Annotated in this window: 16 protein-coding genes; 8 read left to right on the forward strand and 8 right to left on the reverse strand. The window is 54.1% G+C overall.

The window, feature by feature from the left end; translation table 11 throughout:
• Positions 1-128: 128 nt before the first annotated feature.
• The 3 genes from GSQ62_RS18580 (at position 129) to GSQ62_RS18590 (ending at position 1,700) form a co-directional block, all read left to right on the forward strand.
• Positions 129-647 (forward strand): hypothetical protein, encoded by a 519-nt coding sequence (locus GSQ62_RS18580; RefSeq protein WP_161890888.1) that lies wholly within the window; start codon positions 129-131, stop codon positions 645-647.
• A 96-nt stretch (positions 648-743) separates the two neighbouring features.
• Positions 744-1,442 carry a hypothetical protein gene (locus GSQ62_RS18585; protein ID WP_161890889.1) on the forward strand — a complete coding sequence of 233 codons (699 nt, stop codon included), beginning with the start codon at positions 744-746 and terminating at the stop codon, positions 1,440-1,442.
• A 90-nt stretch (positions 1,443-1,532) separates the two neighbouring features.
• Positions 1,533-1,700, forward strand: coding sequence for a hypothetical protein (locus tag GSQ62_RS18590; RefSeq protein WP_161890890.1), 168 nt, complete (start codon positions 1,533-1,535; stop codon positions 1,698-1,700).
• A 116-nt stretch (positions 1,701-1,816) separates the two neighbouring features.
• On the opposite strand, the gene GSQ62_RS18595 is transcribed toward GSQ62_RS18590, so the two are convergent.
• Complete coding sequence (locus GSQ62_RS18595; RefSeq protein WP_161890891.1) at positions 1,817-2,257, reverse strand: hypothetical protein; 441 nt, start codon at positions 2,255-2,257, stop codon at positions 1,817-1,819.
• A 111-nt stretch (positions 2,258-2,368) separates the two neighbouring features.
• Positions 2,369-3,418, reverse strand: coding sequence for a nucleoid-associated protein (locus GSQ62_RS18600; protein WP_161890892.1), 1,050 nt, complete (start codon positions 3,416-3,418; stop codon positions 2,369-2,371).
• 241 nt (positions 3,419-3,659) lie between these two features.
• Here GSQ62_RS18600 and GSQ62_RS18605 point away from each other — a divergent pair, with 241 nt between their 5' ends.
• On the forward strand, positions 3,660-4,385 hold the full coding sequence (locus GSQ62_RS18605; protein WP_161890893.1) for a porin family protein: 726 nt from the start codon (positions 3,660-3,662) through the stop codon (positions 4,383-4,385).
• Between the two features lie 229 nt (positions 4,386-4,614).
• Here GSQ62_RS18605 and GSQ62_RS18610 read toward each other — a convergent pair whose 3' ends face one another.
• Entirely contained in the window at positions 4,615-4,842 is a 228-nt protein-coding gene (locus GSQ62_RS18610) for a hypothetical protein (RefSeq protein ID WP_161890894.1), read from the reverse strand.
• A 128-nt stretch (positions 4,843-4,970) separates the two neighbouring features.
• Between GSQ62_RS18610 and GSQ62_RS18615 the strand changes: the two genes are divergently transcribed.
• Together GSQ62_RS18615 and GSQ62_RS18620 are read left to right on the forward strand one after the other, a co-directional pair.
• Positions 4,971-5,720 (forward strand): DUF547 domain-containing protein, encoded by a 750-nt coding sequence (locus GSQ62_RS18615; RefSeq protein WP_161890895.1) that lies wholly within the window; start codon positions 4,971-4,973, stop codon positions 5,718-5,720.
• 100 nt (positions 5,721-5,820) lie between these two features.
• Positions 5,821-6,183, forward strand: coding sequence for a hypothetical protein (locus GSQ62_RS18620; RefSeq protein WP_161890896.1), 363 nt, complete (start codon positions 5,821-5,823; stop codon positions 6,181-6,183).
• A gap of 412 nt (positions 6,184-6,595) precedes the next feature.
• On the opposite strand, the gene GSQ62_RS18625 is transcribed toward GSQ62_RS18620, so the two are convergent.
• Together GSQ62_RS18625 and GSQ62_RS18630 are read right to left on the reverse strand one after the other, a co-directional pair.
• Positions 6,596-7,006: a response regulator gene (locus tag GSQ62_RS18625; RefSeq protein WP_161890897.1), complete on the reverse strand. Its 411-nt coding sequence runs from the start codon at positions 7,004-7,006 to the stop codon at positions 6,596-6,598.
• A gap of 12 nt (positions 7,007-7,018) precedes the next feature.
• A complete protein-coding gene (locus GSQ62_RS18630) occupies positions 7,019-10,366 on the reverse strand; it encodes a PAS domain S-box protein (protein ID WP_161890898.1) in 3,348 nt (1,115 codons plus the stop codon).
• Between the two features lie 357 nt (positions 10,367-10,723).
• On the opposite strand from GSQ62_RS18630, the gene GSQ62_RS18635 reads away from it, so the two are divergent.
• Together GSQ62_RS18635 and GSQ62_RS18640 are read left to right on the forward strand one after the other, a co-directional pair.
• Positions 10,724-12,958, forward strand: coding sequence for a heavy metal translocating P-type ATPase (locus GSQ62_RS18635; RefSeq protein WP_161890899.1), 2,235 nt, complete (start codon positions 10,724-10,726; stop codon positions 12,956-12,958).
• Between the two features lie 51 nt (positions 12,959-13,009).
• Positions 13,010-13,219: a heavy-metal-associated domain-containing protein gene (locus tag GSQ62_RS18640; protein WP_161890900.1), complete on the forward strand. Its 210-nt coding sequence runs from the start codon at positions 13,010-13,012 to the stop codon at positions 13,217-13,219.
• Positions 13,220-13,270: 51 nt separating this feature from the next.
• On the opposite strand, the gene GSQ62_RS18645 is transcribed toward GSQ62_RS18640, so the two are convergent.
• The 3 genes from GSQ62_RS18645 to GSQ62_RS18655 all read right to left on the reverse strand — a co-directional run bounded on the left by GSQ62_RS18645 (position 13,271) and on the right by GSQ62_RS18655 (position 20,727).
• Positions 13,271-13,660, reverse strand: a complete 390-nt coding sequence (locus tag GSQ62_RS18645) for a transmembrane 220 family protein (RefSeq protein ID WP_161890901.1) — start codon at positions 13,658-13,660, stop codon at positions 13,271-13,273.
• 170 nt (positions 13,661-13,830) lie between these two features.
• Positions 13,831-14,856 carry a PorP/SprF family type IX secretion system membrane protein gene (locus tag GSQ62_RS18650; protein ID WP_161890902.1) on the reverse strand — a complete coding sequence of 342 codons (1,026 nt, stop codon included), beginning with the start codon at positions 14,854-14,856 and terminating at the stop codon, positions 13,831-13,833.
• A 9-nt stretch (positions 14,857-14,865) separates the two neighbouring features.
• Complete coding sequence (locus GSQ62_RS18655) at positions 14,866-20,727, reverse strand: Ig-like domain-containing protein (protein ID WP_161890903.1); 5,862 nt, start codon at positions 20,725-20,727, stop codon at positions 14,866-14,868.
• Between the last annotated feature and the right edge of the window lie 696 nt (positions 20,728-21,423).

Here is a 21,423-nt window from a genome sequence, read left to right on the forward strand (position 1 = left end):
GTAGGTTGTCTATATGGTTCTCGCTATATTGTGATGAAGTTTACGCTGGGAAATGAAGCGGTGGAGTCATATATAGTGCAGATAAGCGTATGTTCACGTATAACGACAAGTTAGGGCGTATTTGAATCATGAAAAGAGACTTAGCAATTATACTTTCTATTTTAGCTTTACTAATTGCTGGACTTCTTATTGGTTCTCCTATAGAAGTATTAAACCCAATACCTCACAGAATCATCACCATTGTTGCGGGTGTTTTAGTTCTGACCCTTTTTGTCTTCTTGTATAGAGTGGCAATGAAGTTAAAGAGAAATGCTACAAGAAGAATAGCAATAGTTGTAATAAGTATAGTTGCACTACCTTATTTTCTCATCGGATTATATACTTCTCTTTTTATGCTATCAAGCTACTACCCCATGTGGGAAGATGTTGCAGTATACACTAACGCTGAAGGAGAAACTGTAATAAGCCAGTTTAGAAGGACAAGCGGCTCTATCTATGACTATCGTAATCGAAAGGTATTAAAGGACTTCGGTAATGGCTATAGAATCTCGCTTGACTGGACTGATAGTAAAATGCATGGAAAGTGGTTAGAGCATAATGTAGCAAAGGGAACTGAAAAAGCTGTAAATTTTAAAAAGGAAAAATAAAACAAGCCCTAACCCTGCATAGGCTCCATGTTCGGCTTTGCCTCACTCGTAGCCAATACTAACCGTTATGTAGCATTTAAACCATAGAAATAAACAATGCTTATTGTTCCCGAAGAAGATATTTACATTGATAAAGAAAAACAAGGAGGCTATAAATCATTAGGAATAGTTACCGACAAGCTGGAGAAATGCATTTCTAAATATCAACAGGAAAACTTTGATGGGATTTTTGGCAATCCAACTTTTGGATTTAGAAATGCAGACTTTGATTTTGTGAAGGATTTCAAAGATGCAAAGTTCGTTTGGTTCTGGAACATCAGTATAGAAGATGTGACAGGTTTATATAGTCTTGAAAATGCTGAATATTTTGGAGTAATGGGAAAGAGACCAATGATTGACTTTTCTCATTTCTCCTCTCTTAAAACCTTAGTTCTTGAGTGGCATCATGAGGATAAAAGCTTGATTACTTGTGAAAATTTAGAGCTATTTGACCTTTGGCATCATAAGCCAAAAGATAAATCCTTTGCAGACTTTAGCTTTCCGAAGTTTGCCAAAAAGGTTGGCCTTAACTGGACGAACGTTGAAGATTTGACATCATTAAACGGATTGCAGGGCATGAGTGAAATCTCCATAGATAGGTCCAAAAATCTCAAAAGCCTTAAAGGATTGGAAATGTATGCCGACTCAATAGAAAAAGTGCATATTGACACTTGCAATAGATTAAGTGACTACACCTTTATCTTAGAATTCCCAAACTTGAAAAGCGCTGTGGTCAATAGGGTAAGGCTGAAATAAAACACTACATAACCCAATACTTAAGTTAGGCTTCGGCTACGCCTCGCTCACCTTATGTACAACCAGTTACAGCCAGAAATACCAAAAACCATGTTGAAGGGATTAGCATTATTATTTGTGGCTGCAGTAGCGCTTTACTGGCTGTTTTACCCATTCCTGAAGAACGCCGTCAACAGGGATAAGCTGATAAAGTGGTTTTTTATTCTATATGCCATCGCTGCGGTTTTCTCCATCATAGGAACCTTCTTCCTGAACTGAAGAACTGCAAACAGCAAAAGCCCCGCCTGCGCCTCCTATATATAGAAATTGCAGGCGGGGCTTTCTTTATAGTTTGGTAACGCGGGTTATATATATGCCGCTATTGCCTGTAAGCTTCAGTAACTTTCCTGGTAGCGAAGGCCTTGTTGGCTGGAGGAGGGATTACTTTGTGCCTCTGCCGGTACGCCCATTTTCTCCTCGCGGCGCTGCTGGTACTGCTGAAACTGCACCGGCGTCAGCACATCCTTCAGCTGCGAAAGCCTTGTCTCGCTGATAACGTCTATCTGCTGCACTAACTGGCGCGGTTTTTTCGCGAATTTCTTTTTGGCGTCTTCGACATGCTGCATGTTGGTGAGGTTGATGGCTTTTACCTTCAGTGTCTGTTCAGGTGTCAGGCGCAGGTGCGTGGCCATGCCTTTGGTCATTTTATCCGCCTGCTGCTCCAGCGTTTGCGGCGCGGTTTGGGCGGCTTTTGCCTGTGGCCCGGCGGCGGGAATCTGTGCGTAGCCAGCGGTGGAAACCAGGGCAAAAAACAAAGCGAAGGCTAATTTCTTCATATAGGGCAGTTCTTTTCTTCTGGAGCACTTAAACAATTATCGTTCCGGTTTACAGCGCCCGAGGCTACCGTAACAAAACAAAGGCTATCATTAGTTTCTGGTGGAGCGGCCTTAGCTTTCGCTGTGAAAGAAGACTTTGTAGAAGTGCATGCCGCGCTCCTTGTCGAAGCCGCGCTCCACGTACTGCTCGCTCTGCTCGGGGTTGTAGCCGCTGAACTTAATCTCTATCTGCGTGTCGAGCTTGATGAAATTGCGGAACTTGCGCTTCATGTTGCGCACCGTGTTCTTGTTGATGGCAAAGTCAGTGAAGCCTTCAATGTCGCGCTCCTCGGCAAAGGCCTGGCTGTAATTTTTGAAACGCTCCTTCGTCTCGGGCTCATCAATAACACTGCTCGTAAACTCCTCCAGATCAAATGTTTCGCTTTTGGAGAAGTAGTCAACGGAGCGGCTGATGAAATCGACCTGCGCCTTTTTGCTCTCCGTCTGGGCAAACACCTCCTCCGAAAAGTCCTTGCAAAGGTTCAGGACCGTTTTGGTGTTGAAGTTGGTGTCTTTTAGCTCGGTCACGTTCAGGAAATCCTCCTTCCAGAACACGGCGTCGGTGCTGTTGGCATCCACCAGCTTCACCCGGAAGCCGTCCTCGGCCTCCACATTGAAAATCATGCAGCCTTTGTCTACGCTTTTTAGGTTTACGCCGGTGTGGTAATTCACCTGAATGTCCTCGTCGCTGTCCTGGATGGTCAGAAAGGCGTCCTTGTTTTCAGACTTGAAAATGCCCACTGCCTCCACCGGTTCATCATCCATCCGGCAGCCGGCAAAGTGTACCACATACAGTTCCCCGCTCTTCACCTTCGGGTGGTCCGACTGCTCGTAGAGGTGATTCAGGATGTGTACTGAGTAGTCCAGAAACTTGGCGGGCTCGCTGAAGATAAGGGCGGAGTAGGCGAACATCTCGTTCAGGGCCAGGTCGGAGGTGTGGGTAAAGCGGAAAAACTCCTCCTGCTTAAACGGAGACAGAAAGTAGTTGAGCAGCAGGTCGTTCAGCTGCTCATCCCGCAGGTCCACCACCTCGCGCGAGGCGATCACGCCCTCTTCTTTTGCTTTGTTGCCTACCCGGTGTACGGCCAGCTGCTTCAGGCGCACCTGTGTTTTATCGTTCATCGCTACATCCTGCTGATTCGGGAGCAAAACTACCATTTTAATTATTAGCCCCCCAACCAGCAAATTTTCATTGGAGGGATATATGGCTCTATCAAAAATTAAAAGGTTGGTTATGAATTATATATGGTTTCAGTGATTATTATTTCTTTGGTTAGGAACTTTTTTTGGCACGGTATTTCCATTCAGCACAAGCAAGCAGCGCAGCTTTCAACCGAAGGAGTTCATTCTAAAGATTTTGACCATGAAAAAGATATTTTTACTTGTAGCGGCGGCATTCGGATTGGTGATAAGCGATGCGGCTGCTCAGAAAAGGCCTGGCTATATGAACCCGTCTCAGGAGTTAAACACGCAGGGGCAGGACCCCGTGCGCTTCGGGATAAGGGCTGGCGTGAACGTGGCCGACTGGGAAGGCGAAACGATGCAGAGCGTGCAGGACCTGGTGGAGATGACCAACGGCTCCGTGTCGCAGCAGATGCGCACCGGGTACCATGTGGGCGGCTACGTGGCCATACCGGTTCTTCCAGGGTTTGAGATTGAGCCGGGCCTGCAGTATTCGCAAAAGGGCATGGTGCTGACCGGGAAACTTCCGATAGAGCAGGTCGATTTCCTGAACGCCAACGTCACCATCACCAACCAGGCAGAGTATATTGATTTACCGGTTTTAGTGAAGCTATATATAGGCGAGGGCTTCCATGTGTTTGCGGGGCCGCAGGTGTCTTACCTGGTATCCAACAAGGTAAAAGCAGAGGCAGGCGCGCTGGGCTTCAACGCACTCAAACAGGAGTTCGATATCAAGAGCAGCATGCGCGAAACGGATGTGGCCGTAACAGGCGGCCTCGGGTATAAATTCGCCAACGGCTTTAACATCAGCGCAGGCTACGATTACGGCCTCAACAGCGTGGACAAGAACGGCAGCTTCGATACCTTTAACCGCGTGGTGAAGGCCTCAGTGGGCTACACGTTCTAATCCGTAAGACAATGTTTGTGTTTAGTTTCAGGCTACTGCATTGCGGTAGCCTGATTTTTTAATGCACTATTATATATAGATTGCTGAAAGCAGCCGAGGGAATTTGAGGTGAGATGCCTGCTGCTGGTGCAAAGAGGTTCATGGCTTGGGCAATTGTATGCCTGGTTATGCAGAAAGTAGCCCCAATAATATATAGCACATATACAGCATGGGGAATCAAGGTCCACGCTTAATGATGGTGGTGATGGTCGTGGTCGTCGGGGTTGCTGTTGAAGTTGGCGATGGTGCCCAGCGTGAAGAAAACCGCCCAGCAGAGGTACAATGCCTCAAAATTTTGTACGGTCTTGCCGATCAGCAGCAGGATGATGTTGGCTACCAGCGTCATCACCAGGCCGGTTAACGCCACAAACTGGTAAGAGTTCATCTCCCGTGGGTCGTATATCTTTGTAAGTTTCATATGCTGCATCTCTTTGCCGTGTCTTTAGGCTAACGCTTATTTCGCAACAGTGGTGCCATAAGCCTTGAATTTACTGCAAAGGTAACAGAACGGTGCAGTTGTTGTTAGCTAACCGTAAAACTTATGACATGGCCATTATCAAACGTTTTCTGTTGCTGATTTGCCTGTCTGTATTAGCTGCGCCAGCCAAACCCGCTGCAGCCGCCTCTGCCACGCAGCAGCAGGATTTCTATGGCGCGACTTCCGGACTGTTGCAGGATCATGTGCAGGAGGGGCAGGTCAATTACCGCTCGCTACAGGAGGATAAGGCCCGGCTGCAGCGCCTGGTGCAGCAACTGGCTATATATGATCTCAGAAACGCGCCCGCTGCCGAGTGCAAAGCCTTCTACCTCAACGCGTACAACCTGCTGGTGCTGTGGCAAGTGCTGGAACATTACCCCCTTCCATCAGTGATGGATGTGCCCGGTTTCTTCGACAAGCGGCAGTACCGCGTGGCGGGCGAAAACCTGACGCTGAACCAACTGGAAAAGCAAAAACTGATGGCCACTTACCGGGACGCACGCGTGCATTTCGCGCTGGTCTGCGCCGCCAGATCCTGCCCGCCGCTCCTGAACACGGCCTACCTACCCGACAGGGTGGAGGAGCAACTGGAGGCACAGGCCAAACGCGCGCTGCAGGATCCCGCCTTTGTCCGGATACACCCTGACGAGCGGAAGGTGCTGGTGTCTGAGTTGTTCAAGTGGTACCGGCCCGATTTTCTGCGGCAGGCCCCCTCGCTGGCAGCCTATATAAACCGCTTCCGGAGCACACCGCTGCCGCCGGGGTACCGCCTGGGCTACTACCCCTACAACTGGGGCCTGAATGACAGCAGGAAGTAAAAGTTTATTAAGTTGCTATATTATGTTCAGTAAAAGACCTGTCGCTGAACATGTGCCACCGGGCGGCGTATACGCTTAGTACATATAAACCTACTGAGCTATGAGCGAGAGAGAAGAAAAGACCGATAAAACAGCAGACAATATAAACAACGACTACCGCAAGCGCGTGGCCATGGGCAACCAACCGGACCCCACCGCAAAGCGCAACATGGGCCCCAACGGTGAAACTGAACGCCCGGGCCAGAAAGATAAACTGGAGAACCTGCATATTGGCGGGAACGAAGCAACTGGCTACGGTGCCAACGACCCGGATAGCGTAGAGGCTGTCGCGCAGGGCCCCGGCTTTGAGTTTGAGGGCAGCGACACAGGCATGGACGACGACGTGGCGGGTATCCGTCGCGGCGACCAGCCGCTTGGCGCGGACGAGAAAAGACGGGATGACGCAGACTACAGCCGCCGCTGATTCAGATTCGGCAGCCATAAAAGCAGCAAGGGAGCCATATAGGCTCCCTTGCTGCTTTTATGGCTGCCGTGCGCTATAGGCCGATTGTCAGTTGGCCTATAGCATCCTGGTCTGTCTCAACGTTTATCTACAAACATATAGCCCCGCGCGGGAACACAAACTTCATTCGTACAATTGCCAGTAATGAACATACGCATATATCGGCTCCGGGTTGGGAGAGTTACTGGCGCTATTTTCTGGCAGAATTTGTTATTTATATTTTTTCTTTAAGAGCGGGGCCGCTTCTTTTGTACGGTTCAGGAAGGGTACAGCAAAATGCACCACTAATGATAGCGGTGACGGGCGTTGAGGGCGCTACGCGTGAGAGAAGGGGAAGGCTGTGGGGCGTAATCGCTAAAGGCCACAGGCACTGTCAGTTGCTGATATATTCTTCGCGGATAATCTCCAGTATTTCCGGGGAGAGGGGCTTGGAGAAAAACTCCCGTACTTCCTCAATGCTCTTGGCCGTCAGGATATCTTTCCTGTCCACGGCAGAGGAGAGCATAAAGAGGCAGCAGTTGGAGGTACACTGCTCCGGCAGCCTGCGGTATTCTTCGATAAATGACCAGCCGTCCATTCCGGGCATGTTAATGTCCAGGAAAATGAGGTCGGGGAAGTATTCTTCCCCTTTTTGAGCCTGTTCCTGCAGGTACTTTAAAGCGTCCTCGGCCCATTCAAAGCTGATAACCTCATCAGAAAACTTCTCGTTGCGGATAATGCTCTCGCAAACAAAGTTGTTCACTGTGTCATCGTCAACCAGTACTACCTTCTTTAATGTGCTCATGACTGCAATCTTCTAACTTTTAAAGTAAATGCTGAACGTAGTCCCTTTTTGTGGCGCGCTTTCAACCTCTACTTTCCCTTCCAGCATTTCTACCTGTGTTTTCACCAGGTGGAGCCCGATTCCTTTGCCTTCAAATCCCTTATGGAAACGCTTGTACAGGCCAAAGATGTTTTCCTGCTGCTTCTCAAGGTCGATTCCAAGGCCATTATCCTGAACCTGGAGGCAAATATAACCCTTTAGCCTGAATGTTGTAACGCTGACGACAAGTTTTCTGTCCGGAGATTTGTACTTTACCGCATTCGAGAGCAGGTTCAGCAGGATGCTCTGTGCATAACTGCGGACAGTGTTCACGGCCGGTGCATCCCCGAAGTCGTAAGATATGTCCGCCTCCGCAGCATTGCCTTCCAGCTTGAGCAGCCCGAGCACATCCTGCAGCAGGCACTCAAAATAAACCGTCTCGTACACATTCCCGATCTGGCTCCGAATGGTCAGGAGGTCGTTCAGGTCGCGGATAGTCGAATCAAGCAGTTTCGCGGACTTGATCAGGTTATCGATCACCTTCTGGTTGATGGGGGAGCCGATCTCGTTGCGGTTGTAGATGGAGGTGAGCCCCAGCATGTTCGCGATAGGGGCCCGCAGGTTATGCGATACAATATAAGCGAACTGCTGCAGGTTCTGGTTTTGCCGCATGAGCTGATGCGAGAGCTCCTGCTGCCGCGCCTCTGCCTCTTTGTAGTCTGTCATGTCGGAGGCTGAGCCATATATGCGCGTCACCTTCCCGGTGCTGTCCATCCCCGGCGACATGCGGAGCAGGAGCCAGCGCAGCCTGCCGTGGCGGTCAACCAAGCGCATCTCGTATTCCTGGGGCTGCCCCGCCAGCACCGCCGGCAGCACTTCCTGCATCATCGGCTTTTTGTCGTCGCTGTGGATGGACTGCAGCCAGGTGGCCGCCTCGCCCAGGAAAGCCTCCTCGGGATAGCCGGTGATCTGCTCGCACTGCGGGCTTATATATATAATGTTGAAATCGGGGTTGGCCGTGAAAATAACCTCCGGAATGTTCTCGATCGTAGACTGGAGCAGGTTCTTGGCCTCCGTTATCTCCTGCTCCGCCTTTTTCCGGTCGGTTATGTCCTGCACGGTGCCGCTCAGCTTTATCACTTCCCCATCCTCGTCGCATATAACTTCGGCTACTTCCGTCACGTTTGCCACCGCGCCGTCGGGCAGCACAATGCGGTGCTCCACGTGCAGCATGCTTTTGGTTTCGATGGCGTTTCTATATACCTCCTGCACCCGCTGTCTGTCCTCAGGGTGTACGCGGGCCAGCATGTTGTGCAGCGACGGACCGAAATTTCCTTTCTCCAGCCCATATATGGCTAAAGTGCCGTTGGACCATTTCAGCACATCCTGCTTCAGATGGTACTCCCAGCTGCCAAGTTTTGCCAGTTGCTGTGCCCTTGCGAGCTGCAGCCCTTTTCGCTTAATCGTTTCGAAGTTTTTCTTCTGCTCCGAGATGTTCCGGATGTTCAGAGCAACCCCCAGTATCGACTGCCCGGTGCTGACGACCGGCTGGTACGTTATCTCGTGCCAATAGTCGCCCTGGCCCGCCTCGTACACCACCGTTTCGCCCTTCATCGCCCTGGCATGGTTTGCGACAATGGAGGGGACCTGCATGGGTGATACGAAGTCGAGCATGCTCTGCCCGGCCTGCAGCTCCTTGAGCAGGTAGCGGTGTACATCGGCGGCGGCTTCTTTGTTAAAGGAGAGCACGTTCAGGTTCTCGTCCAGCAGGAAGATGGCCTGAAAAGAGCTGTCGAGCAGCGCCTGGAGTTTTGCCTCATTGCGCATGAGTTCTGCCTGGGCCTCTTTCTGCTTTGTTATATCGATGAACGTGCCATTCCAGAGTACGGTACCATTCCCTTTTGCGGATGGGAGGCTGTGTCCGCGTACCCACAGGTATTTTTTCTTTTCCGGCTGCCACACCCGGATCTCCATTTCCCAGGGTGTCAGGTGGCGGTAAGTTTCTACGGTGGAGCGCTGCACTTCCGCCAGATCGTCGGGGTGCAGGTTTTTATAGAGCAGCAGGGGGTCGCTGTAGACCTCTTCCGGCGTCACGCCGCAAAGCACCTGCACCCCCTCGCTGATATAGGGGAAACAGAAACTCCCGTCACGCTCCATCTGGTACTGGAACACGGCACCAGGCACGCTGGAACTTACCTCGCGCAGCAGCTTTTCGTTTTTCTGCAGCTGCTCCAGGGCCTGCTCGCGCTCTTCCACGTTCACGGCCACCACCAGCCGGGGATGCGTCCCCTGTCCGGAAGGCAGGGCATGCGACCGGATCTCTACCTTGAATACAGATCCGTCTTTTCTCCTGTGTTCGAAACTGTTGTTTGGGGTGTCAGCGTCTCCACCCTGTTGCTCTATGCTAGCCAGCAGCTTATCCCGTTCCGTCTCCGGCCGTATGTCAAGCAGCGTCATCTGCAGGAACTCCTCCTCTATATAGCCATACTCCTGCACCGCTGCCCTGTTCACTTCCAGAAAGCGAAGGGTGCCCTGATCGTACACCCACATCGGGATGGGGTTGCGATTGAAGAGCATTCTGTATTCCTGCCGTTGCTCTTTCAGTTCCTGCTCCAGTTTGCTGCGTTCCCGGATCTCGGCGCTCAGCAGGGCATTCTCCTCCCGCATCCGCCCGAAGGCGCGCCTGACCATGAAAGCGGCGGCCCCTGTGGCCAGCAGCGCCAGCAGCAGCAGCAGCGAGTGCTTGTCAGTGGAGAACCCGATGCCCGATATGACCGTGTTAATCCGGCTGTCGGCGGCGACCTGCACCTGCCTGCTGAGCCTGTTCAGGTCCTGCTCGTGGCGCCGGGAGCCAGGTTCGAGGTATGCATCAAAAAGAGCCTGTGCCTCTTCCGCGCGGTTCAGGTCATTCAGGCGCACCAGGCTGTCCGCGAAAGTGTAATATGCCCTGCGTTCTTCTATTATCTGCTGTAGCAGGTCCTTTTTGGGCTTGTCTTGCAGCAAACGGCCGAGCGCATAGATGGCAGCTGTGTTCTCGTCGCGGTTCCGGATGATGTCTTTCCGAATCGTGCTGCTGCGCCTTTGTTTCCCTGACTTTGAGTGCGACATGAGCAGGCTGTGAACTCTGCCTTCGTTGTGGTGCAGTGTGTTGATCAGTTTCAGCTGGTTTAGGGCCTGAAACACCTCGTGGTTATACTTTTTCTGAGCCTGCCTGTCTATATGATAGGAGTTAATACAAACTGCTATAAGTACAAATGCAAGTCCGGCAAAGGAAAAGCCAATGTAACGGATAGTGCGTTTAGAAGTGCTATTACGATTCTTGTTAGTGTTGTAAGGGTGCATATGCAATCAAAAAACGCCGGGCGAAGGCCTGCCTCCGTAATGGCCCTTTCAGGCTAAAATCATAACTTAAAAGGGATATGCATAGCTGTCTCGCCTGATGATCCGGAAGCTAAATTAAATAAAAAAGAATTGTACAGCATAGAATAATTAAATAAAACAACACAAATTTAATTATCTATAATAATAGATATATTATTTTGTGTTGCAGAAATAATATAATTCATTTTTGAGGATGCATATCTGTCTACACGATGTGTTACAAGCCATTTTTATAAAAAACCTGTAACTCGCCGCAGGAATTATGTAACATACGGCGCGCATTGCCATCGTACCTTTGTAGCGTAAGAAGATAAGCAAATGGCAACAGCGACAAAACATAAAACAACAAAAAGCACTTTTCCGGTGGAGGGAATGACCTGCGCCTCCTGCGCCAGCAGCATCGAGAGCATGTTGCGGGCGCGGGAAGGAGTGGAGGAGGCAAACGTGAACTTCGCCGGCAAAACAGTTCAGGTAGCCTATGCCCCGGATGCCGTGACGCCTGCGCAACTCCGCGAGACGGTGCAGGAAATCGGCTTTGACATATTAATAGAGTATAAGACCCAAGAGGAACTGGAAGAGCGGCAGGTGAAATCGCTGGCCGCGCTGAGGCGCAGAACCATTCTGGCAGGCGTACTGGCCTTGCCGGTTTTTGTGCTGGGCATGTTCTTCCATGATTCCTTCGCCTGGGGCAACTGGGCTATGCTGCTGCTGACTGCTCCCATCCTGTTATGGGCGGGGCAGCGCTTTTTTGTGGGGGCCTGGGCGCAGGCCAGGCACTTCCGCGCCAACATGGACACCCTGGTGGCGCTCAGCACGGGCATTGCCTTCCTCTTCAGCCTGTTCAACACCATATATCCTGAATTCTTTCTGAGCCGTGGCCTGATGCCGCACGTGTACTACGAAGCAGTCGCCGTCATCATCGCCTTTATCCTGCTCGGGAAGTATCTGGAGGAAAACGCGAAGGACCGAAGTTCCTCCGCCATAAAAAAACTGATGGGGCTGCAGCCGAAGACCGTGCGGGTAGTCCGGAACGGCGGTGAGCTGGAGATAAAAATTGAAGAGGTGCAGGTGGGGGACAGGGTGCTGCTGCTGCCCGGAGAGCGGGTGCCTGTGGACGGTGAGGTGGTGGCTGGCGCGACCTATGTGGATGAGAGCATGCTGAGCGGCGAGCCGCTGCCGGTGCAGAAACAGCCGGGCGATGCACTCTATGCCGGCACCATCAACCAGAGAGGAAGCGTGCAGCTGGTTGCTCAGAAAACAGGTGGCGAGACCATGCTGGCGCACATCATCCGGATGGTGCAGGAGGCGCAGGGCAGCAAGGCGCCCGTGCAGAAACTGGTGGACAAGATTGCCGGGATCTTCGTGCCGGTGGTGCTGGGCATCGCACTGCTGACTTTGGTGGCGTGGCTGGTGCTTGGCGGGGAGGCTTACCTGTCGGAGGCGCTGCTGTCTACTATCTCGGTGCTGGTGATTGCCTGCCCCTGTGCCCTCGGCCTGGCCACCCCGACGGCCATTATGGTGGGCGTGGGGCGTGGGGCCGAGAACGGCATCCTGATAAAAGACGCAGAAAGCCTGGAGCGGGCGCACAAGGCGGATACGGTAATTTTGGATAAGACAGGCACCATCACGCTTGGCAAACCGTCCGTGACGGATGTGGTGTGGGCAGACCAACAGGTGGCGCAGGAGCAGTTGGAGCAGCTGTTTTTCTCCATGGAGGCCCAGTCGGAGCACCCGATTGCCCAGGCCATATATAGCTATTATAAGGAGAAGGGGCTGCAGGCCCGGCAGCCGGAATACTTCAGCAGCCTGACCGGACTGGGTATAGAAGCGGAGTTTGAGGGTGTGCGGTACTTCTCCGGCAATGAGAAACTACTGCAGCAGCAGGGCATACAACTGCCCGGGCACCTGTTGCAGGCGGCAAGACAATTGCAGGAAGACGCCAAAACCGTGATTTTCTTTGCCGACAGCGCACAGGCCCTTGCCGTTTTTGCCGTAAGCGACCCGGTGAAACCCGAGGCGGCGGCGGGCATCAGAGCTATGCAAGAGGCGGGCCTGGAAGTATATATGCTGACAGGCGACAACCAGCAGACTGCGGCCGCCGTGGCGCGTCAGGTAGGCATAGTTCATTACCAGGCAGAGTTGCTGCCGGATGATAAAGCCGGATTTGTGAAAAAGCTGCAGGCGGAAGGTAAGACAGTGGCCATGGTGGGAGACGGTATTAACGATGCGCAGGCGCTGGCCACCGCCGATGTCAGCATTGCGATGGGGCAGGGCACCGATGTAGCGATGGATGTGGCGGGCATCACGCTCATGCGCTCCGACCTGATGCAGGTGGCCAAGGCCGTAAAACTCTCCAGGGCCACGGTGCAGACAATACGCCAGAACCTGTTCTGGGCCTTCTTTTACAACGTTATCTGTATTCCGGTAGCAGCCGGGCTGCTGTATCCGTTCACCGGTTTCCTGCTCAGCCCGATGATTGCGGGCGCCGCGATGGCCCTGAGCTCTGTGTCGGTGGTGGGGAACAGCCTGCGCCTGCGGTCTAAAACATTATAATGCGGAAGAAAGGAATTTAAATAGATGTATAGTTTATAAATTATGTTAAGTATGGAAACCTATAAATTTAAAACAACCATCAACTGCGGCAACTGTATAAAGGCCGTGACCCCTCACCTGAACAAGCTGGAGGGAGTAGCGGAGTGGAACGTAGACACCAATAACCCGGACAAGGTGCTGGAGGTTAAATCTGACTCCTTGGATGCCCAATCGATCAAAAGCACCGTGGAGAAGGCCGGCTTCAAAGCCGAGCAAATCTAAAAGGTAATATCAGACAAAAGAGGCTGGCCATATATGGCCAGCCTCTTTCCTTTATAGCGCTGTTCTGTTCGCTTCGTGGGTCTTGCCAAACCTCGACAGCAGGATGAAAGTCAGCATGGCGGCGGCACAAATGGCCATTCCCAAAGACTCCCTGCCTTCCTCCACATTCACCAGCAGGGCGCCAGTCGCCGCGTCTCGCATGCTGTCACCCACGCCTTCGAAGCGCTCTGGCCACCAGTAGACAACACCGCCTATATATACCACACAGGCCACAGCCAGTACCGCGTTGCTCACCCTGCCGAATCCGGCAGCGAAGCTCAGCACAGCTGCAATCAGGTAAATAGTCACCCAAATCAGCGGGTCCGGGTCGTTGTACTGGAAAGCGGCGAATGACAGGAAGAGGATCCCGAAAATGACGCCTAAGGTTTTCTTTAGAAGCATATATGTTCTGGGTTTCTGTGGTTATGCGGCGGGTAATACTCTGGCAAACAGGTTGGCTTGCCTGAGCAGCCTCTTTTTCAAGTTGGGAATATTCCGGGTAAGTGCCAAATAAAAGAGGCAACTAAAATAGCTGCCCTTTTCATATTACAAACTAAACTAAAAAACTCGTTTTACCAGGCCCACTCCGGGCATATGATTTTTCGGGTGTTGCTGATCTTGAACCCCAGCACCACTTCATGGCTGCCCGCGTGCACGCGGCCCAGCGGCGAGGTGCCGGCATCGTAGGAGTAGGCGAGGTCCAGCAAATGGCTGATGTTCAGGCCCGCCATGGCCGCCACCGATTCCTTGTGGCGGTACGAGGCCGCTACCCACAGCCTGTCGCTGTACAGGGCCTTCACGGTGGCATCCACCGAAATCGGGCTGGGCTGGGCCATCTTCACCATCACCGATGGAATAAGGGTGAAGGTGGGCGTCAGGTCGAAGCGGTAGCCGGTGGTGGCAAAGTAGTGCTTCTGCAGCTCTCCCTTGTTGTACTCCTCCGAACCGCCCGTCGAGATAAGCTGCCGCTTGCTCGGCACCAGCTGCGCGCCGGAGGCACCAATATAAAAGTTGCGGGAGTACAGCCAGAGGCCCATGTTCAGGTCAAACTTTATCTCGTTGAGGCGGCCGTCCATCACTGCGGGGTCGTTCTGCTTGGCCGTCCTGACATAGGAGGGATCCAGGCTGTATTGGATAAAGCCGGGTGCCACACCGGCCGCCACGCGCAGGCTGCGGGTGATAGGCTGGTGGTAGGCGTAGCTCAGTGAAAAGGAGCCCCGCTTCAGCGGCCCGGTTCGCGTGGACATGGCCATGGCCCCCAGGCCGTGGTGCGCCCGTAGGCGGCGGTACACGTTTGTCCTTTTGCTCATACCCTCCTTGGGCGCCGCGCCGCGCCGGCGGCGGCCGTGGTAAGAGGCGGTCATGTCTTTGTTGACGGGCATGTGCAGCGTTGCGTAGTAAGATTCCGGCGCCCCCTCCAGGCCCGACCACTGGTGCCTGGTTCCCAGTTTCAGGTCCGCATAATCCTCGATGCCGGTGATGGCCGGGTTGAGGAGGTAGTTGTTGAGCGTGTACTGCGTGTACTGCGGCTTCTGCTGCGCCTGTGCCGCGCCAGCGGCCATTGCCAGGAACATAACGAGGGCTAAAAGTCTGTTCATATAGCGAAATTATTTAACGATGGTCACGCTGCCAGATATCGGCTTCTCGTTCTGGCCCAGTTCGATGATATAATAGTAAGTCGCAATCGGCAACTCCATGCCTTTGTGTCGCCCATCCCAGGGAGCTTTGTAGCCGTCTGAGGTGAACACCTCGCTGCCCCACTGGTTAAACACCTTTACCCGGCAGTTCTGGTACTGGCTGAGGTTCTCAATCTCCCAGGTGTCGTTGATGCCGTCCTGGTTCGGGGTGAAGGTATTGGGCACCGAGACGAAAGGCAGCACCGTGACCACCACCTCGTCGGTGAAGGTACAGCCCTCAGCGGTGGAGGCCGTCACCGTATACACGGTGGTCTGTTCCGGCGTGAGCAAAGGGTTCGCGATGTTGGGATTGTCCATGCCGGTGGCCGGAGCCCAGGAGTAGGTGACGCCGCCGCTCGCCCGCAGCTCCACGCTGCGGCCTTTCACCACGGTCACATCCTCCCCGGCAGACACGCGGCTCTCCACCACCTGCGCCACCACCGGCTGCCGCGCGCTGGCGCACGACTGCGACACTTCCTGCACATAGAAGGTGGTGGTAAAATCCAGGCGGGGCGTAACGAGGGTGCCGCCGGTGGCAATCGGGTCTCCGCCGGATGCGCTGGCATACCACTCCAGGCGGCCGCCCTTTCCTTTGGAGGTGAGCGTGGCGCTCTGGCCGGCGCAGACGCTGGTGCCCGTTGCCACCGGTGCCTCCGGCAGCGGCGTAACAGTCATCTGCACCGCAGCGCTCACCAGGGCATTGCACGACTCGGAGGTGACCACGCGCCGGAACCAGGTTGTCTGTGTCAGCGGGCTAGGGCTGTAGTCTTTCCTGTTGTTCTCACCAGGGGCCGTTGTGAAAGCGGTTTCGGGGCCGGAGGTGCTCATCTCCCACTGGTATACATATTTTCCGCTGCCGCCGTTCGGCAGCGTGCCGGTGAGGGTGGCAGGAGCCGTGCCGAAGCAGACTGTCTGCGGCGTGCTGACCTTGTTGTTGCTCATGGCAGGCTTCACAGAGACCATCACGGCTGCGCTGGTGTCGGTGTTGGTGCCGGAGATGATGATTCTTCTGTACCAGGTTTCCTGCGTAAGCGCCGGAGGGCTGTAGTTTTGCGTGTTGCCCGAGGCCGTGGCGGTGCGCCAACCCGTGGCCGGGCCGGAGGTGCTTTGCTGCCACAGGAAGCTGTAGCCGCCTTTCCCGCCCACCGGCTCCGATCCCGTCAGCATGGCGGGTGTGTTGCCGAAGCAGATAATCTGGTCTGCCTGGATGTTGTTGTTGCCGATGGCGGGCGTAATGGTGATTTTAATTGTGTTTGACACCATCTCGCATCCGCCCGAATACACGATTCTCCTGAACCAGGTATTTTCTGTCAGCGCCTTGGGTGAGTAGTTCTTGCCATCGTTCGGTATGGGAGCCGACCTGAACGTTATCCCATCCTCACTGTACTCCCACATATACGTATAGCGCTCATCGCCTCCGGTGGGCGTGGAGCCTATCAGCGGCGCGGGCACCTGCCCGGCATATATGGTTTGCGGTGCCATCACGGTATTGTTCGCGATCTGCGGGTTCACCGTAATCTCCACCACATTGGATATGTGCGAGCATGAAGCCGTGCGGGCCACGCGGCGGAACCAGGTGGTGGTGGAGAGGGCGCCGGGGCTCAGGTCACGTCCCTGGCCGTTCTGCGTCACGGCGCGGTAGGTGCCGTTCGGGCCGGTGGTGGCGTATTCCCAGATATAGGTGTAACCGGCGTTGCTTGCAGATGGTATATAGCCTCCGTCCGGGTCAGAGCCAATGATGGCGGCTGGCGCATCACCTTCGCAGATGGTCTGGCTCTCGCGGACCTGGTTGTTGCTGATGGGCGCTGCCACCATCACGCGCAATACGTCAGAGTAGCTGTAGCACTCTCCGGAGCTTACCTTGCGGCGGAACAGGGTAGCCTGTGTCAGGGCGGGAGCGGTGTAACTGCTGTTGGTGCGGGTGCCCGGAGCCTCCTGAAAGGTCACGCCATTGTCCTCGCTCATCTCCCATATATAGGTAAAGCTTTCGTTTCCGCCTGATAGTCCTTCCACCGCTGTGAACGTTGCCGGAGCCTCGCCGTAGCACAGGGTGAGCTCCGTTATGGACAGTTTGTTGTTGCGGATAGCCGGCTGCACGGTTACCAGCACCGGTGCGCTGATGTCGCTGTTGCAGGTGCCGGAGTTCACGATGCGGCGGTACCAGGTGTTGCGCGACAGCGGAGCAGGGGCAGTATACGTTTCGAGGGTGTGTTCTCCGGTGGCGGCGGTGAAGTTTTTGCCGTCCTCGCTCATCTCCCATATATAGGTATACTGGCCGTTGCCGCCCGACAGCGGTTCACCTGTCAGCGTGGCTGGCATATCGCCCTCACATATTGTTTGGGCGTTTTTGATGATGTTGTTGCTGATGGCGGGCGTTACCGTCACTTCCACCGCCGCCGACACATCCGTGCAGGCAGAGGACTTCACTATCCTTCTGAACCAGGTAGTACGGCTCAGCGCGCCGGGCTGATAGCTGATGTCGGTCGCTTCCGGTATGGCGGAGAAAACAGCACCGGGGTTGGTGGCCGGGTCAACCAGGCTGCTTTCCCATATATAGGTGTGTTTTCCGTTGCCGCCTTTCGGCTGAGAGCCAAGCAGTTTGGCGGGTTGCTGCCCGGCGCAAATCACCGGCACAGGCGTGACCGTGTTGTTCTCTAACACCGGGTACACCGTTACCTGCACTTGCGTGCGGGGGCTCAGGCATCCTTCGATGCTGGCCTGCACGTAGTACGTTTTATCAGCATCCAGCGCCTCTGTCTCGAATGTCCTGCCGGTGAAAATAGGCGTGCCGCCGGTGGCGACCTCGAACCACTCATATATCGTGGCATTGCCTTCGGCTAGCAGTACGGCCTTGTTGCCGGGGCCGCAAAGCGCCACCGGGGCCACCACCGGGGCGGGCGTGGCCGGGCGCACCGTCACCGTCACAGGCGTTCTGACGCTGGTACAGCCGCCGTCCACCGTTGTCTGCACGTAATAGGTTTTCGTCTGGTCCAGCGCCGGGGTAGTGAACGTAGCTTTGTCGCTTAGCAGCGTACCGCCCGCAGGGGCGTCGTACCAGGCGATGGCGCCGACCGGACTGGCCGCTGTCAATGTAGCGCCGAAGCCCGGGCAGATGATGGTTCCTGCGGCCGCAGGGGCAGCGGGCAGGGGATTCACCCTTACCTGCAGCTGGTCTTTGGATTCGCAACTGCCTGTGCCGTGGGTATATATGAGCGTGAAGGTGCCTGCGGCGTCTGGCGTGAAGGTGCCATCCGCCCGTATATACTTCGAGCCCGACCAGGAACCGCCAGCGGGCAGTCCGGCCAGTTTAAAGGAGCCGCTGTTCAGGCAAACGACTCTGTCGTCACCCGCCTCGGCCAAAGGCACCTCTTTTACCGTCACAACCATTTTATCAGAGGCCACGCAGCCCGAGGCATTGGTATAAGTGTAGGTGAGTTCGTAATTCCCCAGCGTGGCCGGAGGCGTGAAAAAGCCAGTTGCCGTTACGTTCGGCCCGCTCCAGGTGCCCCCTGCGGGGCTTCCCTGCAGTTTGGTTGGCACTGGGGCGTTGCAAACAGTTATATCCAACCCTGCATTCACTTTTGGCAACGGATTTACAGTTACGGTGACGGTGGCAGCGTTGGTGCAGCCGGTCGCGGCGTTCAGGCCGATGACGGTGTAGGTAGTTGTGTTCAACGGTCTTGCCGTCACCGAGGCGCCGGTGGTGGCACTCAGCCCGGTGGCAGGGAACCAGGTGTAGCTGTCGGCACCCGCTGCTGTGAGCGTGGCAGCGCCCTGGGTGTAGCAAATGGCGGCCGCGTCTGACCTGACGGAAACTTCCGGCAAAGGGTTCACTGTCACCGTGAAGGTGGTGCTGCTGAAGCAGCCTGTCTCCGTATTGGTGCCGGTGATGGTGTAGGTGGTGGTTTCGGTCGGACTCACCGTCACCTCACTGCCTGTCGCGATGTCCAGGCCGTTTGCAGGAGCCCAGGCATAAGTGTCGGCACCGCTTACGCGGATGGTGGTGCTCGCGCCCAAACAGATGGTGGGATTAGGCGAAATGGCGCTTAGCTCCGGTATCTGGCCGATGGTGATTTCCTGCGTGGCGGCCGCTGAAGGGCCGCATTCATTTACAGCGACCACCGAGACGGTGTATTTCCCGGCCTCTGTAAAATGGATGCTGGGGTTTGCCGAATGGCTGTCGGTGCCGTCCGTGAAGGCGGTTTCTGCCGGACCGGCCACCGTCCAGTTGTAGCTGCTGATGGTGCCCGACTGCGCATCGTACTGCGGTGTGTGTTTAGAATTGGATGCAGAAAAGGAGAGGGTCTGAGGGCCGCAATACAACTGCGGGCCCGGTAGCAGCGCCACCGGCTTGTCCTGTATGGTCACGGTTCTTTCCTTTACCTCCGTTGCGCAGCTGTTGCTGGTAGTCAGGGAGACGGTGTACGTGCCGGATTTGATGAAGCTGAAGGACGGGTTTTCTGAGCTTGCGGTGGAGCCTTCGGCAAAGGCCCATCCCGCCGCCGGGCTCACCTGCCATATATACTGCAGGTCCGCACCCGTGGATTTGTTCTGCGCCGTGAAGAGTGCCGGGGCGCAGGTGCCGTTGCCGCTCAGTTCAAAACCGGCGGTGGCAGGTTCGTTCACTTTATATACCTTTTGTGCCGAGCTGCTGGCGCAGGTGGTGCCGGAGCCTGCCGGTGAGGAGGTCATTTTAATGGTGTACTCACCCGCCTGGGTAAACACCACGGTGGGGCTTTTGGTGGTGGCGTTGCCGATGCTGTATTTCCAGCCGGTTGCCGGCGAAATCTCCCACTCCACGGTGTAGGCTGCGCTGGCGCTGGGGTTGATGGTGTTGGCGTTGAAACCCACCACTGTCATGTCCTTTAACAGCACCGGCACATTCACACAGCCTGCTGATTTGCTGAAGCTGAACTCCGCCTCAGGCCCCTTGGAAATCTTGATGCCGCCCACGGAGGCCGGGGTGAAGCCGCAGGGGTTGGTGGCGGTCGCCTTCAGCGTGAACGCACTGTTCGGCGCGTCTTTAGACGACACCTCGTAAGTATGCGTGATAGCGGCGGGCAGGTTGGCGTGGGTGAAGGTCTGCACGGGCGTTCCGTCTCCGAAATCAATGGTGTAGACGGTGAGCGGGGAGTTTCCTTTGGTGTTGAGTATGTCGAAGGTGTAGGTGGCCGGAAGGCAGTCGTTGGTGTTGCCGCGGCTGGCCAACCCCAGGCTCGGGTTGCTGCCGATGAACACCCGCTCGGTGGTGGTGCTGGTGCAGCCGCTCTCGCCAGTCACTTCCACTACCAGCTGAAAAAAGCCGGTGGCTGTGTAGTTGTGCGTGGCGCTCTCAAAGTCTTTGCCCAGCGTTGTGGTGGCCCCATCGCCCCAGTTTATCCTGTAGCTCTTGTTCGACGCTTTGGTGGTGGAGGTGTTCTCAATGGTCAGCTCGAAACTGGCGCTGCCACCGGCCGCGCTGCACGAGGTGAAAAAGTTCAGAGGGTCCGCAACGCTGGCGTCGGGCGTTCCGGCTATATGGATGGGAGCGGAGGTAGCCTCGCACCCGTTTGATTGTACTGTTTTGACCCAGTAAGAGCCGCTGCCTGTAACAGAGATGGACCTGGTGGTGGCTCCTGTCGACCAAAGGTAAGTATCCGCTTCACTTGCTGAAAGTTGAACTTTGCCACTGTCGCACAGGCTCCCGGAGGAACTGATAGTGGGCGTGCAGTCCTGGGCGCGCAGGGAAAAAGGTGAAATTCCGCATGTTCCGATAAACAAAATGAGCAGAAGGCTCTTCAAAATCGGCTGCATAATCTTGCTGGTAGATGTTTTTGATAATTTATTTTTTAATTGGTTTGTCTCCGGAAGCTAGGTGCTTTCGGATTAGAAGTATGCAATTAGTGCGTCCTTTCATCGAGAGCGACGTGCTGTGCAGGATGGTGCTGTGGCAATGCAAGGCAAAATGTGTGTTTGCGCTAATACAAAATACTTGATGATGGCATAAGCAGGAATTGCTCTCTTAAGTTCAATCTTTATAAATTATTATCACCCGGTTCCGATATGAATATAAAGTTTTCCTTTGAACCCGCTCATGATTATTTTTCTAAAGGTAATTGAATAATAGAATAGGCTGCATGGGTGAGTGAGATTTTTTTAACCTAAAACAATGATATTAATACAATTAAAGCCATTTTTCGGATTTTTGATGCAATTAAGACGATATATTAATTATAATTTATATATAATAAAATTTATATTAAGTAAAGAGAGATGGTTGCACAATATTTAGGTGGCATGTTTTTTTTGTAACTTGAGGCTGCATTAGAATTTTAATAATTGAATTATCCTAATATATAAATTGCTTTTTTTCGGCTCGACTAGTGTTGTGGAGCCTGCGGCCTGTTATGTTACCTTGCTGGAAAGCAGGTAAACTGTGCTGAAGTACTGCACCTCCAGCAGGAGCGATAAAAGAAAGTCTAAGATATAGTGCAAATTAATTATTTTGCC

The organism is Pontibacter russatus (genome assembly GCF_009931655.1).
GTDB lineage: Bacteria > Bacteroidota > Bacteroidia > Cytophagales > Hymenobacteraceae > Pontibacter > Pontibacter russatus.

Coding starts and splice junctions, on each gene's coding strand:
- GSQ62_RS18610 (WP_161890894.1), bottom strand. CDS start 4,842: ATGAAACTTACAAAGATATACGACCCACGGGAGATGAACTCTTACCAG.
- GSQ62_RS18580 (WP_161890888.1), top strand. CDS start 129: ATGAAAAGAGACTTAGCAATTATACTTTCTATTTTAGCTTTACTAATT.
- GSQ62_RS18655 (WP_161890903.1), bottom strand. CDS start 20,727: ATGCAGCCGATTTTGAAGAGCCTTCTGCTCATTTTGTTTATCGGAACA.
- GSQ62_RS18620 (WP_161890896.1), top strand. CDS start 5,821: ATGAGCGAGAGAGAAGAAAAGACCGATAAAACAGCAGACAATATAAAC.
- GSQ62_RS18615 (WP_161890895.1), top strand. CDS start 4,971: ATGGCCATTATCAAACGTTTTCTGTTGCTGATTTGCCTGTCTGTATTA.
- GSQ62_RS18590 (WP_161890890.1), top strand. CDS start 1,533: ATGTTGAAGGGATTAGCATTATTATTTGTGGCTGCAGTAGCGCTTTAC.
- GSQ62_RS18595 (WP_161890891.1), bottom strand. CDS start 2,257: ATGAAGAAATTAGCCTTCGCTTTGTTTTTTGCCCTGGTTTCCACCGCT.
- GSQ62_RS18650 (WP_161890902.1), bottom strand. CDS start 14,856: ATGAACAGACTTTTAGCCCTCGTTATGTTCCTGGCAATGGCCGCTGGC.
- GSQ62_RS18635 (WP_161890899.1), top strand. CDS start 10,724: ATGGCAACAGCGACAAAACATAAAACAACAAAAAGCACTTTTCCGGTG.
- GSQ62_RS18605 (WP_161890893.1), top strand. CDS start 3,660: ATGAAAAAGATATTTTTACTTGTAGCGGCGGCATTCGGATTGGTGATA.
- GSQ62_RS18645 (WP_161890901.1), bottom strand. CDS start 13,660: ATGCTTCTAAAGAAAACCTTAGGCGTCATTTTCGGGATCCTCTTCCTG.
- GSQ62_RS18625 (WP_161890897.1), bottom strand. CDS start 7,006: ATGAGCACATTAAAGAAGGTAGTACTGGTTGACGATGACACAGTGAAC.
- GSQ62_RS18600 (WP_161890892.1), bottom strand. CDS start 3,418: ATGAACGATAAAACACAGGTGCGCCTGAAGCAGCTGGCCGTACACCGG.
- GSQ62_RS18585 (WP_161890889.1), top strand. CDS start 744: ATGCTTATTGTTCCCGAAGAAGATATTTACATTGATAAAGAAAAACAA.
- GSQ62_RS18640 (WP_161890900.1), top strand. CDS start 13,010: ATGGAAACCTATAAATTTAAAACAACCATCAACTGCGGCAACTGTATA.
- GSQ62_RS18630 (WP_161890898.1), bottom strand. CDS start 10,366: ATGCACCCTTACAACACTAACAAGAATCGTAATAGCACTTCTAAACGC.